The organism is Peptoclostridium sp., assembly GCF_009881055.1.
Lineage (GTDB): Bacteria > Bacillota > Clostridia > Peptostreptococcales > Peptostreptococcaceae > Peptoclostridium_A.
In genome coordinates this window covers 42,511-58,180 of the sequence record NZ_WXFG01000024.1, presented here as the reverse complement: position 1 = coordinate 58,180, position 15,670 = coordinate 42,511, and the positions used below count along the sequence as shown (strand labels likewise).

The 15,670-nt window shown below is 43.8% G+C and carries 13 protein-coding genes; 11 read left to right on the top strand and 2 right to left on the bottom strand.

Features of this window, described 5'->3' with window-relative positions:
* Nucleotides 1-48 precede the first annotated feature (48 nt).
* The 5 genes from GT589_RS06370 (at nucleotide 49) to GT589_RS06350 (ending at nucleotide 4,268) form a co-directional block, all read left to right on the top strand.
* Nucleotides 49-600 (top strand): LemA family protein, encoded by a 552-nt coding sequence (locus GT589_RS06370; RefSeq protein WP_293397664.1) that lies wholly within the window; start codon nucleotides 49-51, stop codon nucleotides 598-600.
* Between the two features lie 208 nt (nucleotides 601-808).
* Nucleotides 809-1,165: a DUF2294 domain-containing protein gene (locus GT589_RS06365; protein ID WP_293397661.1), complete on the top strand. Its 357-nt coding sequence runs from the start codon at nucleotides 809-811 to the stop codon at nucleotides 1,163-1,165.
* Between the two features lie 136 nt (nucleotides 1,166-1,301).
* Complete coding sequence (locus GT589_RS06360) at nucleotides 1,302-2,474, top strand: 5-(carboxyamino)imidazole ribonucleotide synthase (RefSeq protein WP_293397658.1); 1,173 nt, start codon at nucleotides 1,302-1,304, stop codon at nucleotides 2,472-2,474.
* Nucleotides 2,475-2,981: a 5-(carboxyamino)imidazole ribonucleotide mutase gene (gene purE, locus GT589_RS06355; RefSeq protein WP_293397655.1), complete on the top strand. Its 507-nt coding sequence runs from the start codon at nucleotides 2,475-2,477 to the stop codon at nucleotides 2,979-2,981.
* A gap of 18 nt (nucleotides 2,982-2,999) precedes the next feature.
* Complete coding sequence (locus GT589_RS06350; protein ID WP_293397652.1) at nucleotides 3,000-4,268, top strand: L-lactate MFS transporter; 1,269 nt, start codon at nucleotides 3,000-3,002, stop codon at nucleotides 4,266-4,268.
* A 79-nt stretch (nucleotides 4,269-4,347) separates the two neighbouring features.
* On the opposite strand, the gene carB is transcribed toward GT589_RS06350, so the two are convergent.
* Nucleotides 4,348-7,572 carry a carbamoyl-phosphate synthase large subunit gene (gene carB / locus GT589_RS06345; RefSeq protein WP_293397649.1) on the bottom strand — a complete coding sequence of 1,075 codons (3,225 nt, stop codon included), beginning with the start codon at nucleotides 7,570-7,572 and terminating at the stop codon, nucleotides 4,348-4,350.
* A gap of 277 nt (nucleotides 7,573-7,849) precedes the next feature.
* Between carB and GT589_RS06340 the strand changes: the two genes are divergently transcribed.
* The 6 genes from GT589_RS06340 (at nucleotide 7,850) to uraA (ending at nucleotide 14,765) form a co-directional block, all read left to right on the top strand.
* Complete coding sequence (locus GT589_RS06340) at nucleotides 7,850-8,953, top strand: SLC13 family permease (protein ID WP_330582872.1); 1,104 nt, start codon at nucleotides 7,850-7,852, stop codon at nucleotides 8,951-8,953.
* A 215-nt stretch (nucleotides 8,954-9,168) separates the two neighbouring features.
* Nucleotides 9,169-9,384, top strand: coding sequence for a hypothetical protein (locus GT589_RS06335; protein WP_293397643.1), 216 nt, complete (start codon nucleotides 9,169-9,171; stop codon nucleotides 9,382-9,384).
* 204 nt (nucleotides 9,385-9,588) lie between these two features.
* Nucleotides 9,589-10,854 (top strand): O-acetylhomoserine aminocarboxypropyltransferase/cysteine synthase family protein, encoded by a 1,266-nt coding sequence (locus GT589_RS06330; RefSeq protein ID WP_293397640.1) that lies wholly within the window; start codon nucleotides 9,589-9,591, stop codon nucleotides 10,852-10,854.
* A gap of 79 nt (nucleotides 10,855-10,933) precedes the next feature.
* Nucleotides 10,934-11,245, top strand: coding sequence for a pyrimidine/purine nucleoside phosphorylase (gene ppnP / locus GT589_RS06325; RefSeq protein ID WP_293397637.1), 312 nt, complete (start codon nucleotides 10,934-10,936; stop codon nucleotides 11,243-11,245).
* A gap of 196 nt (nucleotides 11,246-11,441) precedes the next feature.
* Nucleotides 11,442-13,343: an ATP-binding protein gene (locus tag GT589_RS06320; RefSeq protein WP_293397634.1), complete on the top strand. Its 1,902-nt coding sequence runs from the start codon at nucleotides 11,442-11,444 to the stop codon at nucleotides 13,341-13,343.
* A gap of 153 nt (nucleotides 13,344-13,496) precedes the next feature.
* On the top strand, nucleotides 13,497-14,765 hold the full coding sequence (gene uraA, locus GT589_RS06315) for a uracil permease (protein WP_293397631.1): 1,269 nt from the start codon (nucleotides 13,497-13,499) through the stop codon (nucleotides 14,763-14,765).
* 106 nt (nucleotides 14,766-14,871) lie between these two features.
* Here uraA and truA read toward each other — a convergent pair whose 3' ends face one another.
* Nucleotides 14,872-15,612: a tRNA pseudouridine(38-40) synthase TruA gene (gene truA / locus GT589_RS06310; RefSeq protein ID WP_293397628.1), complete on the bottom strand. Its 741-nt coding sequence runs from the start codon at nucleotides 15,610-15,612 to the stop codon at nucleotides 14,872-14,874.
* Between the last annotated feature and the right edge of the window lie 58 nt (nucleotides 15,613-15,670).

Below are 15,670 nucleotides of genomic sequence, written 5' to 3'. Positions count from 1 at the left end.
GGTTTTGCATAACAACATATTCATATAAAATAAAAAGGAGGGTGCATTATGAAAACAGTATACTTTTTAATAGGCCTGCTACTAATCGTCGGCGTATTTATAGTCTCGGTTTACAACGGTTTAATTGTTAAGAGGAACAGGGTGAAGAATGCATGGGCGCAAGTGGATGTGCAGCTGAAGAAAAGATTCGACCTGATACCAAACATAGTTGAAACTGTGAAGGGATACGCGGCTCATGAAAAGTCCACATTCGAAGCGGTCACAAAGGCAAGAACAGCATTCCAGTCAGCCCAAACCCCAGCGCAGGAGGCTGAAGCCAACAACATGATGACAGCGGCGCTAGGAAGGCTGTTTGCAGTAGCAGAGGCTTATCCGGAGCTTAAAGCCAGTGCAAATTTCATGGAGCTTCAAAACCAGTTGAGCGAGGTTGAGGACAAGATAGCCTTTGCAAGACAGTTCTACAATGATACAGTGCTTATGTACAACAACGCTATTCAGGTTTTTCCAAGCAACATAGTGGCCAACATGTTCGGATTCATGGAGGAGTTTTTCTTCCAGGCTGAGGAGACTGAAAAAGAGGCTCCGCAGGTTAAGTTCTAAAGAAGTGTGTTGAATTCAACAAAAGCATGTCACGCAGTATGTAGTGATATGCCTTTGTTGAAAATGTACATTGATTTCGGAAAGCAAACTAAATGGTTGAAATATGGATGTTTGTCTGATATAATCTTCATAAGGTACGTATTAACTGAGTTATATTGGGCTATTAAAACTGAAAATGTTCAGAAAATAATGTATACCAGGTGGTTAGATGACAAAAGGACAAATTGAAGCACAAATAAGTGAAGCAATAAGTAAGTTTGAAGTCGAGCACATGGGCAGAGGCCCTGAAAGAATTCGCACAATTATTTTTCAGGATATGATAATAATCAGAATTAAAGGCTTCTTGAGCGTATCTGAAAAAAATCTGTCCCAGACAAAGGAAGGCGTAGAGCTTGTCAAAAGAATGAGGACAGCTCTTTTTGAGAATGCCCGTGAGCTCCTTGAGGAGACAATTAAGTCGGTAATAGATGTGGATATAATAAGCACCTATTCGGATGTTAGCACCAGGACTGGCGAAAAGATAATTGCCATAGTGGCTGACAGGGACATAGAAAAAATCATATAGATTTGATTGGAAGACAAATCGAAGGGTTTTAAACCAGTTGATGAGTAAGCCAATAGCAAGCTTCGTAAAGAAGACTGCTATTGGCTTTTTTTATTGGCGTTAATACTTTAACATTTTTTTTGAATGAGGTGGTCTAATGAAAAATAAAGATATTTCCAGACTGTCTCCGCCTGGAGCCATAGGGATAGTAGGAGGGGGCCAGCTGGGTCGAATGCTGTGTCAAGAGGCAAAGCAGATGGGTTACAGAGTAGTAGTGCTTGATCCGTCACCGGATTCACCGGCCGGTCAAGTTGCGGACGAGCAAATTGTTGCGGATTTTTCTAATATGATGTCACTGAGGGAATTGGCAGCTAAAACGGACGTGATTACATTCGAGTTTGAGCATATAGATGCAAATTCTCTGGGACTGCTTGAAGCAGATGGCTGCAGAGTAGTGCCTTCCACTAGTACACTTATGAAAATTAACAATAAATATCTGCAAAAGAGCATGTTGAAAAGAGCAGGTATAGGGGTGCCGGATTTCAGGCGCATTGAAAGCCTGCAGGAGCTGGAGGCGGCATTAAAGGATTACGGCGGCAAAATGGTGCTCAAGCTCTGTACGGGAGGATATGACGGAAAAGGGAACATAGTGATTTCCGAATCAGACGACCTAAAAAGTATTTATGATGAGGTTAGTGATTTTGAGTTGATGGCTGAGGAATTCGTAGAATATGTAAAGGAAATTTCAATAATTGTGGCCAGAAATAGTGAAGGGACAGCTTTGTACCCGGTTGCCGAGAATACCCACGAAGACAGCATACTAATTAAATCAGCAGTTCCTGCGAAAATTAGCAAGGAAGCTGAAAACAAAATAAAAGATGTTGCTGAAAGGGTTGCAGCAGTCCTGGAAGATATAGGCGTATTCTGCATAGAGCTGTTTTTAACAGCCGATTCGCAGGTGCTAGTAAACGAAATAGCCCCCAGGCCACATAACTCGGGACATTACACCATTGAAGGGTGCGTGGCATCCCAGTTTGAGCAGCTAGTCAGGATAATGACCGGAATGCCCCTGGGATCGGCCAGACTGAGGGCTAGCTGCGTCATGTACAACATACTGGGCGACAGAGATGTGGAGGGAGCCTACAGAATAGATGGAGTAGATCAAGTGCTGGGCATAGAGGATTGTCACCTGCACCTTTACGGCAAACCGAAATCCGGATACCTAAAAAAAATAGGCCATATTACAGTCCTGGACGATTCCATGGAGGAGGCCCTTACAAAAGGCGAAAAGGCTGTAAAAAGCATAAAAATTACAGGGAGGAGATTTTAAATGCACAGCAATGCTGAAAATAAAGAAGCTCCAATTGTAGGAATTATAATGGGAAGCGAGTCGGACCTGGAGGTTATGAAGCCAGCGGCCTCAATACTGGCCGAGTTTGGAATACCCTTTGAAATAAAGGTTGTGTCGGCCCATAGGACTCCCGACAGACTTTATGAGTACTCTAAAAATGCACAGCTTAGAGGGCTTGAGGTTATCATAGCGGGTGCCGGAGGTGCCGCCCATCTGCCAGGAATGGCGGCATCACTTACGCCACTGCCTGTTATAGGGGTGCCTGTGAGGCTTAAACACCTTGATGGCATGGACTCGCTTATGTCTATAGTTCAGATGCCGTCAGGCGTGCCGGTAGCTACTGTCGGAATAAACAATGCGAAAAACGCCGGCATACTTGCAGCCAGAATTCTGAGTATTAAATATCCGGCTATTAGAAGCAGGCTTGAGGCGCTTACAGCAGCGACAAAAGAAAGTGTAATATTCGATCTGGAAGACAAACTATAATGAGATGGAGGTATATAGATGGAGAATAGAATAGAGAAAGACAGCGTTGGATCAATGAAAAAATGGCTTTATATATTACTTGGAATTGTCATAATGATGAGTCTTGGCACTGTATATTCCTGGAGTATTTTCAGGATTCCAATAGAGGAAAAGTTCGGAATAGGAACGACACAGAGCGGCTTCCCCTACATGGTTTCATTGGCATCATATGCAATATTTATGCTTATAAGCGGCAGATATCTAGACAGGTTTAGTCCAAGAGCAATAATAATCGTTGGAGGCTTGCTGGTGGGATTAGGCTGGACTCTGTCTGGCTTTGCGGAAAATATTTATCACCTGACTGCAACCTACGGGCTAATAACGGGAGCTGGAGTAGGCATAGTATATGGTGTTCCAATGGCTGTGGCTGCCAAATGGTTTCCTGAAAAGAGGGGACTAGTTGTAGGGCTTGTCCTTGGAGGATTCGGTTTGTCACCGTTCATAACGGCGCCTGTAGCCAGATATTTGATAGAGGAATTCGGCATAATGAATTCTTTTCAGATTTTGGGAATTGCATTTGGAATATTGATACCGTTGCTGTCATGGCCCTTCGAATACCCGTCGGCTCAGTCTGGCAATGGAAGAGCCGCAAGCATTGGAGAGCTATCCCATGGCATTGACACAAAAAACATGCTAAGAACAAGAAGCTTCAAGAACATGTATTTATGTTTTATAATCGGGGCAATGATTGGCCTGATAATGATAGGAATGACAAGTAGTGTCGGAATAGAACTGATAGGAATAGATCCCGGCAGTGTAGCCCTGTTTACATCATTGTTTGCTGTTTTTAATGGTGTGGGAAGACCGTTGTTTGGATGGGTTGCCGACAGATTCCAGGTGAAGAATGCCATGGCCTTGTCCTATGGACTTATAATCATGGCTGCTTCGCTCATGCTTATGGCAAAGGATGAAAGCACAGTCCTATATGCAGTAGCCTTTTCCCTGTTCTGGCTTAATTTAGGAGGGTGGCTGTCAATAGCCCCTACTGCCACTACAAGGCTCTATGGGGTTAAGCATTACAGTCAGAACTATGGCGTGGTTTTTACGGCTTACGGAATTGCAGCAGTTGTAGGCGTCCTGGCATCCGGGTTTTTAAAGGATGCAATGGGCAACTATAATTCCATATTCTATATGGTCATAATACTAGCGTTTGTTGGTATGCTCCTTTCTCGGAAGGTTGAAATAGAAGCCCAGGAAAAGCAGATGTCTGGGAAAAAGGGTGATAAAGACCCCAGGTCAGTAGCTTGAAGTTAAAGCTGACTTCTTAAATATAAAAAAGACTGACTCGGTCGGAAGATTAAATCCGAAGCGAGTCAGTCTTTTTTGTTTACTCTGTTATATCAGCGTGGTATTCCTGTAGTGATTTTAGCTGAGAATGGTCAGAGCCGGCAGATCTATATGCAGCTATGCCTTTTGCGCTGGCAAGAGCTGCTGTCATAGTAGTCATATACGGTATCTTGGCTTTTATGGCAGCCTTGCGGATGTATGAATCGTCAACCTGGCTGCGCTTGTCAAGGGCAGTGTTTATAACCATGTTGATTTCTCTGTTTGTTATGGCGTCTACTATATTTGGACGTCCTTCTTGAAGCTTGTTTATTTGCTCCGACTTAACGCCGTTTTCCTGCAAGAATTTGTTAGTCCCTTCAGTAGCTTTTATTGTGAAGCCCATTTGAGCGAACTCCTTTGCAACCTCTAGAGCAGCTGCCTTATCTTGGTCAGTTACGCTTATAAGCACTGTGCCCGATGTTGGAAGAGTTGACTGAGCTGCCTCCTGAGACTTGTAGAATGCCAGTCCGAAGGAATCGGCAAGTCCTAGAACCTCTCCTGTAGAGCGCATCTCAGGTCCAAGAACAGGGTCAACCTCTGGGAACATGTTGAATGGGAACACGGCTTCCTTAACTCCATAGTGGTTTATTTTCTTGTTCTTCAGATTGCCTAAAGGGTAATCTTTGCCAGAATAAGCAGCCATCATTATCTCTGTCGCTATACGCGCCATAGAAACGTTGCACACCTTTGATACCAGAGGGACAGTTCTTGAGGCTCTTGGATTGGCTTCCAGAACGTATACCTTTTCATCGGCTATTGCGTACTGCATGTTCATAAGGCCTATAACGTTCATTTCCTTGGCTATCTTCTTAGTATATTCTACTATCGTATCAAGATGCTTTTGCGGTATGCTAGTTGGCGGAATCACGCACGCCGAGTCTCCAGAGTGGATTCCCGCTAGCTCTATGTGCTCCATAACGGCAGGAACAAAAGCGTCAGCTCCTGTTGATATGGCATCTGCCTCTGCCTCTATAGCATTGTTTAGGAATCTGTCTATCAGTATAGGTCTGTCAGGAGTCACGCCCACAGCGGCAGCCATGTACTGACGCAGCATATCCTCGTCATGCACGATTTCCATTCCGCGTCCTCCAAGAACGTAGGAAGGTCTAACCATTAGAGGATAGCCTATTCTATTGGCTATTTCAACAGCCTCATCCACGTTTACAGCCATTCCTGATTCAGGCATTGGTATTTCAAGTTTTTCCATTATCGCACGGAACTGGTCGCGGTCTTCGGCAAGGTCTATAGTCGCCGGAGTAGTGCCCAGTATTTTAACTCCTGCCTGCTCAAGCTCTTCGGCAATGTTTAGAGGAGTCTGGCCGCCGAACTGTACTATAACGCCAAGAGGCTTCTCTTTTTCGTATATGCTTAGCACATCTTCAACGGTAAGAGGCTCAAAGTATAGCTTGTCTGATGTATCGTAGTCTGTTGAAACCGTTTCAGGGTTGCAGTTAACTATTACAGTCTCATATCCAAGATCGCGAAGTGCGAAAGCAGTATGAACGCAGCAGTAGTCGAACTCTATTCCCTGTCCTATACGGTTAGGTCCTCCGCCTAGTATCATTACCTTAGGCTTGTCGCTAGTTGTTGTTGTGTCTGGCGCATTGTATGTTGAGAAGTAGTAGGAAGCGTCTTCAACACCGCTTACAGGCACTGCCTCCCAGCCTTCAACTACGCCAAGGCTTGTTCTGTGCTGGCGAATTTCTGTTTCAGAAACACCAAGCAGCATAGCAAGATAACGGTCAGCGAATCCGCTCTTCTTGGCTTCAACCATAAGAGAATCCGGAAGCTTTGAGCCCTTGTGCTTTAGTATCTCTTCTTCAAGCATTACAAGTTCCTTCATCTGCTCAAGGAACCATGGCTTTATGTGTGTCAGCTTGTAAAGCTGATCTATGTCAGCGCCTTTACGCAAAGCCTCGTAAAGTACGAACTGGCGCTCGCTTGTTGCCTCTGAAAGCATTGACATAAGGTCTTCTAGTGAACGGCTGTTGAAGTCCTTTGCAAAGCCCATGCCGTAACGGCCTATCTCCAGTGAACGTATAGCCTTTTGAAGGGCTTCCTTGTAGTTCTTTCCAATGCTCATAACCTCGCCTACCGCACGCATCTGAGTTCCAAGACGGTCAACCGCTCCAGGGAACTTCTCGAATGCCCAACGTGCGAACTTGATTACCACATAGTCGCCAGAAGGTTTGTACTTGTCAAGAGTGCCTTCCTTCCAGTAAGGGATTTCATCAAGTGTAAGGCCTGCAGCAAGCATTGCAGATATTAGGGCTATTGGGAATCCAGTAGCCTTTGAAGCTAGTGCTGACGAACGTGAGGTACGAGGATTTATTTCTATTATTACGACACGGCCAGTCTTAGGGTCGTGTGCAAACTGTACGTTGGTTCCGCCTATTACCTCTATTTCCTCAACTACTGAATATGCGTACTTTTGAAGACGATCCTGAAGCTCCTGGCTTATTGTAAGCATAGGAGCGGAGCAGAATGAGTCGCCTGTGTGTACACCTACTGCATCTATGTTTTCTATGAAGCATACAGTTATCATCTTGTTTTTGGAGTCTCTTACAACCTCTAGCTCGAGCTCCTCCCAGCCAAGTACAGACTCCTCTACGAGTATCTGTCCAACCATGCTGGCTGCGATTCCGCGGCTAGCTATAGTCCTTAGCTCTTCAACATTATACACAAGACCGCCGCCTGTACCGCCCATTGTATAGGCAGGACGAATTACAACAGGGAATCCAAGCTCCTGAGCTATGCCTTCTGCCTCCTCAACGCTGTAGGCGGGCATACTGCGAGGCATTTCAATTCCAAGTCTGTTCATAGCCTCTTTGAAAGCTATACGGTCTTCGCCTCTTTCTATTGCGTCAATTTGAACGCCTATAACCTTAACGCCGTATTCTTCAAGAACACCAGCCTCGCTCAGCTCAGAGCACAGGTTAAGAGCAGACTGTCCTCCAAGGTTTGGAAGCACAGCGTCAGGTCTTTCCTTTGCGATTATTTCTGTGAGCCTTTTCACATTAAGCGGTTCGATATAAGTTACATCGGCCGTTTCTGGGTCTGTCATTATTGTGGCTGGGTTGGAATTTACAAGAACTATCTTGTAGCCCAAATTTCTCAAAGCCTTGCAGGCTTGTGTTCCAGAATAGTCAAATTCGCAAGCCTGTCCGATGATGATAGGCCCTGAACCGATAATCAGGATTTTGTTGATATCAGATCTCTTTGGCATAGTTCGCCTCCTATTCAAATATTATGCTATTTGTTTGTTTAATGTTTTAGCAAGCTAAATATCTAACTATTTATTATATCAAATTCTATCAAATATACTGAACAAATGAAATTAAATATTAAAAAATATTCAGAAAAAAACTGTATTTTTAATGAGCAATTCAATACCGTGAAAACCTCGTTATTTACAGGTATGCGTCATTGTGGTATAGAAATAAGGGGGTCTGCATTTTGTATCCCAAATTTCCACTAAAAATAATAATAGGAGTATTAGATTAATGTTGCAATCTTTTTTTAATAAGTTATATGAAGAAATTTTATTTTTTATATTAATGGTTTTGCTTGGTATATCCATGATATTTAGGATTCCTTCAGCGGACTCCATTGATTGGAGGGTTATTGCCGCACTCTGGAATCTCATGGCTGTTGCTGTGGCTCTTGAAAGCGAATTTTTCCTTGACTATGTTGCAAGCCAGATAAGTAGACGATTCCATAACGAGCGCTCTCTGGCATTTGCTCTTATAGCAACAGCAATGGGAATCTCAATGTTGATGACAAATGATGTGGCGCTGCTGACATTAGTGCCAATAACAGTGCTTATCGGAAGGCTCGGAAAATTTAATCCCTTCAAGCTCGTAGCGCTGGAAACGGTGGGCGCTAATGTAGGCAGCAGCCTTACTCCATTTGGCAATCCCCAGAATATATTCCTTTTCAATTATTTCGACATGAATTTGCTTTCATTTCTTGAAATATCCATTCAGTTTGTGGCTCTTGCGTCGATAGCCCTTTGCTTTACGGCTCTTGGCTGCTCAAAGGACAGAATTGAGTTCCAGCTTGAAAAGGTTGCGATAAAGTCGAAATCCAGGGTATACGCATATATTGGACTTTTCACCATGGCCATATTGTCTATTCTGCACATATTGCCCTGGCAAGTCGTCACGTGCATTATATTTATAGCGATGCTATTCTTAAATCGCAGGCTATTGTTGCAGCTTGATTATTTTTTGCTGGCTACATTTGTACTGTTTTTTCTCCTCGTTGACAATTTGCTGGCGATGGATGGACTTAGGGATATGGTAAGCAGCCATCTGCAAAATCAAGTCTATGCAATGTGGATTTCTGCTATCGGCTCACAGCTTATAAGCAATGTCCCTAGTGCGATAGTTTTTTCTCCCTTTGCTCCTGATGTAAGACCTATACTGCTTGGTGTGTCTCTTGGAGGAATGGGCACTCTTATTGCATCTCTTGCTAATTTGATTTCTTGGAAGCTTTATGTGAAGGAATATCCAAGACAAGAATATTTTCAATATTTCACATCAGTCAATATAGCTATATTCTCAGTGGTTGGAATGGCACTTATGTTTATTTTGGCAATAACATAAGAGCCTTGCAACGATTAAGTCCATCAATAGGCCACAAGTCTGTTATGCGGAATCTAATCTAAAAAACCGCCTTCCTTGATATGCATCATTATTATACCCATCATGCAAATATAAAAACTAACGCTGATACAATAAGCAAATGAACACGAGGCAGTATGCATAAAATAGGAGAGAAAGGGTATAAAACTATAAATGAAAAAAGAGGAGGGGTTTTGATGGGCAAATTCGCAGGAGTTGAAAAGCTAGGGCTAAGAGACAGGGAAACCGGAAAGCTCATAGCAGTATATCCGTATAAGAGTGAGGGCACTGACGCGGAAATCGAGGAAAAGGTGAAATATTGGTATTACCAGCAAGGCTGCGAAAATGAAGAGCAGCTTAAAAACGCCTATGTTGACCTATTGACAGAGAATGAAATGAAATCCAACAAATAGACAGCTTAAGCCGTATAGAATATTACATTCGATACGGCTTTTTCGTGTGGTATATTCATTTTTCTGGAAGTATGTGAAACAAGGCTGGCTAAAAAATGGTATAATCAGATAGTATTTAGAAAATTCAAATAAATAATAACGATACAAAGGGTTAGAGAATGAAAAAATAAAAAAAAGAAGGAAAACAAGGGAGGACGACTTTATATGAAAATTGAAACCAAGTGTCTGCATGAAGGATATCATCCGGGGAACGGGGAGCCTATAGCGCTTCCGATATATCAGAGCACGACTTATGTTTATGATTCGACTGAACATATAGGAAAGCTTTTTGACCTTACTGCTGAGGGACATATGTATTCACGTATTTCGAATCCTACTGTAGGGGCTGTTGAGGATAAGATTGCGGCGCTTGAAGGTGGAGTTGGGGCGCTCTGCACCTCATCAGGTCAGGCGGCATCCTTCATAAGCATTATGAATTTAGCAAAGGCGGGAGACCACATCATAAGCGCCTCAACAATATATGGAGGAACTATAAACCTGCTTTCTGTGACGCTGAAAAGATTCGGAATTGAGTGTACATTTGTGGACCAGGAGGCTTCAGAGGAGGAGCTTCAGAAGCTTTTCAAGCCGAACACAAAAGCTGTTTTTGGAGAGACAATCGCCAATCCGGCGCTTTCGGTGCTTGATATTGAGAAATTTGCCAACATAGCTCACAAGAATAATGTGCCTCTAATAATAGACAATACATTTGCCACTCCTGTTCTTTGCAGACCGATAGAATTCGGGGCGGACATAGTAGTGCATTCGACTTCAAAGTATATGGACGGGCACGCCGTGCAGCTTGGAGGGGTCATTATAGACAGCGGCAACTTCGATTGGGCAAACGGCAAATTTCCTGAATTCACAGAGCCTGACGATTCATACCATGGGATCGTCTATACAGAGCATTTCGGAAGAGCAGCGTACATTGCAAAGGCGAGAGTGCAGCTAATGAGGGACATGGGCGCTTATCCGACAGCGAATGCAGCCTTCTTGCTCAATCTTGGCCTTGAAACACTTCCGGTTAGGATTGAAAGACACTGCAGAAATGCCGAGAGGGTGGCTGAGTATCTGAGTAAATCAGACAAGATAGAGTCGGTTAATTACCCAAGCCTTGAAGGCAGCAAATACAGCGAGCTTTGCAAAAAATATCTGCCTGAGGGCTGCAGCGGCGTTGTATCCTTTGTCATAAAGGGAGGAAGGGATTTGGCTGTCAAGTTCATGGACAGCCTGAAGCTAGCCTCGAATGTGGTGCACGTTGCTGACATACGCACATGCGTGCTTCATCCGGCGAGCTCTACACACAGGCAGCTAACAGACAGTCAGCTTGTGGCTGCCGGGATAACACCAGGGCTTATAAGGTTTTCGGTGGGTCTTGAAAATGCAGATGATATAATTGAAGACATAGAGCAGGCACTGGCCAATATATAAAAAGCAGCATGGCTTTCTTCGTGTTATACTTAGCGTGTAGTTAAATAATATTTGCACAAAATTATGTGGAGGTCTGACAATGGATAAGTTCGAAAATGTTGCTGTAGTTAAGAAAGCCAATATTTATTTTGATGGAAAGGTTACAAGCAGAATAGTTCTTTTCCCTAACGGAGAAAAGAAAACTCTAGGAATAATGCTTCCGGGGGAATATGAGTTTGGAACAGAAAGCAAAGAGCTAATGGAGATCACTCAGGGAAGCCTTGATGTTAAGCTTCCTGGAAACGATGCATGGCAGACAATTAAAGGCGGGGAATCCTTTGAGGTTCCTGCAAATTCAAGCTTTAGCCTTGTCGTGAAAGAAACTACAGACTACTGCTGTTCATACCTGTAGGATGCTCAGTTAAAATAAGTACAATATATAAATATAAGATGTGGTATTTGGGCGTTTCAATTCTTAAAATGAAGAATTGGAACGCTTTTTTTGTGAAAAATCTTCGGACATTTTGAAATTCTGCTTGCATACGGAAGAATATGGCTATAATTAATAAAAATAGCTTCTACCATAAAAAACACGGAGGATGATTCCGATGGCTGTATTGGCATTGCCCGTAGATCAAAGGGTCATAGACATAGATTCAAGGCGATTTGCCTCAATTGAAAAGGCGCTTGTTGAGCTTATTACAAACAGCGATGACAGCTATTCCCGTCTTGAGAGGCAGGGGAAAGAGGCCAGCGGAAAAATAAGTATAAGCTACGAGAGACATCAAAGCGGAGCAATAATAACAGTTACAGACGAGGCAGAAGGAATGTCATATGAACGCATACGCAAGATACTCTCGTATGGGGGAGCCCACAGCCTAATGGCTCAAGGCGAAGCCGGCGGGAGGGGATATTTTGGGCGCGGAATGAAGCAGGCTATATACGGTCTGGGACATGGCTGGATAAAATCACTGCATGACGGCAAGTACTCGAGAGTGGATCTCTTCAGGACGGAAGCCGGTGGCTATATGTATGACGACTGGGACGGAGACAGGACGGCCGAGGACGATGATTACAGGCGTTTGAAGATTCCGGAAGGCTCCAATGGCACCCATGTGACTATAGTTGTTGAGAATCCGCAAACAAGCATACCGTATTTCAGCTCACTAGTGACGGCCATATCAAACAATATATATCTAAGAGACGTATTGCAGCGGAGAATGGTAGAGCTGACAAACCTCAATACCACAGGGAAAAAGCGTTCATCCCTTATTCTTAAATATGAAGAGCCTGAATCCGAGACTGTCTTAGGGCCGGATGCAAGGGGTTTTTTTGAATATGAGGGGGAGGAGTACTATTTTACGCTTACGCTCAAAAAAGCCCCAAATGCTGAGCTTGTTCTAAAGGGCGATGAGCGCACCAATGGCTTACTTGTAATTTCTGATACGGCAGTATTCGATTGTCAGTTTTTCCGATTTGAAAACCAGCTTGGCACTGAATATCTGCATGGCGTTGTCGAATGCCCGGGACTTGCAGAAATGCTGGTCAAGGGACATCCTGTCATTGGAGATGAGAGGGCGGGGCTCAATCTCAAGGAGCCTTTCGTGGCTGCATTTGCAGACGCAGTAAGCGACATGATTTCAGAAGCAATAAGAAAGGAGCAGCAGCGGCTCAGTCACATAGACCATGCTACCACATCGAGGCGCACTCAAATTATGATTGAGCACGTACTGCAGAAAATGAACAAGATTGCGGTAGAGGAGCTGGGCATAGTGCTTCCGCCCGGGCCGGGTTCGGGAAGGTACGGGCCCTTTGACACTGGAAGGCCAGCTGTGCTGCGCTTTAGTACACCCTTCTACTACAGGAAGGTCAATCATCCCTTTCATGCTGCCATGATAGTAGACCGCAGCCAGCTCATGGAGCAGGAAATACTCACATTTGAGTACGATTTACCCGAAAGCATAAAGGCTGAGCCTGATTTTGAGGATATGACCGTTTCCGACCTGCCTGAGAGCGGACGCTTCGAGTGGACTATAACCGGCTCGGAGATAGGAGCCAAGGGCAGGATAGGTGTAAGCTCGGGTCCGTACACGGCGTATTGCGAGATTGTCATTGCAGAAAATGCATCTGGAAAAGGCTATGGGCATCCGTCAGGAAAACCGCCTGCACCATGGAACATGGATAACTCGGTAGACCTTTTCAGAGGCTATGAGCTGCGCAATCTCAACAATGACATGGAAAGGGCTGTATACAGCCCGGAAGAGCGTCTGATCCTAATCAATACTGAGGCTCCGACAGTGAGGCTGTATGTGAGCGGACAGGGACATTTCAAGGATGGGGCGCGCCTGTTGCTTGCGGAGCTTCTGCTGGATGTCATCACAGAGGAGCTTGCACGCCGATATGTTGACAGGACAACGCAAAAGGGCCAAAGGAGTGCATACAGGCAGGCAAAGCAGGACTTGATACGCAGATACGGCGTTGAGATACACTCCATTTTGCTGGGATCTTAAAATACGATAGTATATGTCGATATCCACATAAGTGAGCCTTGTGTAGTCAGGGCTCACTTTATTTTTGGCAGTTATTTTATTTTGGTTGATATATTCTTTTTAATATGCTAGAATTAATTCGTTTGTATAAAAATTTAAATATCTGGAGGGAGTATGTCTAATAAAAGAACTATCGGAATTGACGAAAGACCGCCGCTCATTCAAAGCTTGCCGCTGAGTTTTCAGCACCTGTTTGCGATGTTTGGAGCTTCAGTGCTTGTTCCTATGCTGTTTGGGATAGACCCTGCAACTGTGCTGTTTTTCAACGGACTTGGAACAATAATATACTTCATAATAACAAAGGGAAAAATACCCGCATTTCTGGGAAGTAGCTTTGCTTTTTTGGCTCCGGTATTTATAGTGCTTAAATCAAGTTCATACAATGCAGCTCTAGGAGGATTCATAGCTTCAGGATTAGTTTTTGTGCTAGTGGCATTTTTAATTAAACTATTCGGAACCAAGTGGGTTGATGTAGTTTTCCCTCCGGCGGCAATGGGTGCCATAGTTGCCATAATAGGATTGGAGCTGGCCCCTGTAGCAGCAAAAATGGCAGGATTCGTATACGATGAAAACAACCCTTCCCTGTTCATGAATCCAAAGGTTTTAATGGTATCAATAGTTACTTTGTCAGTTGTAATAATCGGTTCTGTGGCATTCAGAGGATTTATGGCGATAATACCTATACTTATAGGTGTTATTTCAGGCTATGCACTTGCTTTAGCTCTTGGAATCGTAGATACGAATGCTATTCAAGCAGCTGCTATAATATCAACTCCGACTATTTACAAACCAGTATTTGAAATTGGAGCCATACTCACTATATTGCCAGCTTCTCTTGTTGTAATAGCTGAGCATATAGGGCACCTTGTTGTAACAGGAAATATAGTTGGCAAGGATCTTGTAAAAGACCCGGGACTGGACAGGTCGCTGCTTGGAAACGGTGTTATGACGGTGATTTCAGGATTCTTCGGTTCTGTGCCTTCTACAACCTACGGAGAAAACATAGGTGTGCTTGCCATAACAAAGGTATTCAGTGTATGGGTAATTGGAGGAGCTGCAGTGATTTCAATGCTGCTTGCATTCTTTGGAAAGTTCTCGGCTGCAATAACTACGATACCTCAGCCCGTAATGGGAGGCGTCTCGCTGCTGCTGTTTGGAGTAATAGCTGCATCGGGTATAAGAATGCTTGTGGAAGAGAAGGTTGACTATTCAAAGCCTAAGAACCTGATCTTAACGGCAGTTGTCCTTATAATAGGTCTTTCAGGAGCTTCAGTTAAATTTGCTACAGTTTCACTTCAGGGAATGGCGCTTGCGACTGTTGTTGCAATATTCATTAGCTTGGTGTTCAAGCTGCTTGAAATGGCTAATCTTTTGAATGAATAGAATATACAATATATAAAAATATAAAGGCTGTCTCGAGCAGATTGTAGTTCATGCTCGAGACAGCCTTTTGTATTTGGCGGCATGCTTTTATGCAGCCATATCATTCCTAGTTGTAGTCTACCTGGACCAGGCAAAGTCCTTTAGATTCTGCCATTGGGCCAGCCAGGCTCCTGTCCTTGGACTCGAGAATTCTTGCGACGTCCTCTGGTTTGAGCTCTCCTGTTCCTACTCTTAGCAGCGTTCCGGTGATTATCCTTATCATGTTGTGGAGGAAGCCGTCTCCAGTGTAAGTTATATATATGCCGTTGCCTTTTCTGGTTATTGATATGCTGTTTATTGTCCTTATGCAGCTTTTCTTTTTTGACTTCATTGTAGTGAATGCGTCGAAATCATGTGTGCCTGTCAGATATTCTGCAGCTTTTTCCATGAGCTGTGTGTCAACCTTGCCCTTGACATAGCTTGAGAATTTTCTTGTGAATACGTCGCAGTATGCTCCGTTGTCTATAGTATATAGATAGGTTTTTGTGCTGGCGTTGTGTCTTGAGTGGAATTTTTCGGCTGCGTCGGCCAAATATGTTACACGTATGTCCTCTGGCAGATAGTTGTTGATATAAGCAAACATTTCTGAAGTTTTCATTGTTGACTCAGTGAAAAAGTTGCATATTAAGGCCTTGGCGTGAACGCCCTTGTCGGTTCTCGAGCAGCCAATCACATTTATTTCCTCTTCCGTCATTCTGCTTAGCAGGTCCTCCAGCTTTCCCTGGATTGTATTGTCATTATCTCCAAGCCTCTGCCAGCCAGAGTATCTCGTTCCGTCGAACTGAAGCGACATTTTTATATTTCTCATGTTTTCTCCCGTATTGAATTATTTTTCCTAACTACTAAAACAAAAATTCTGTTGAATA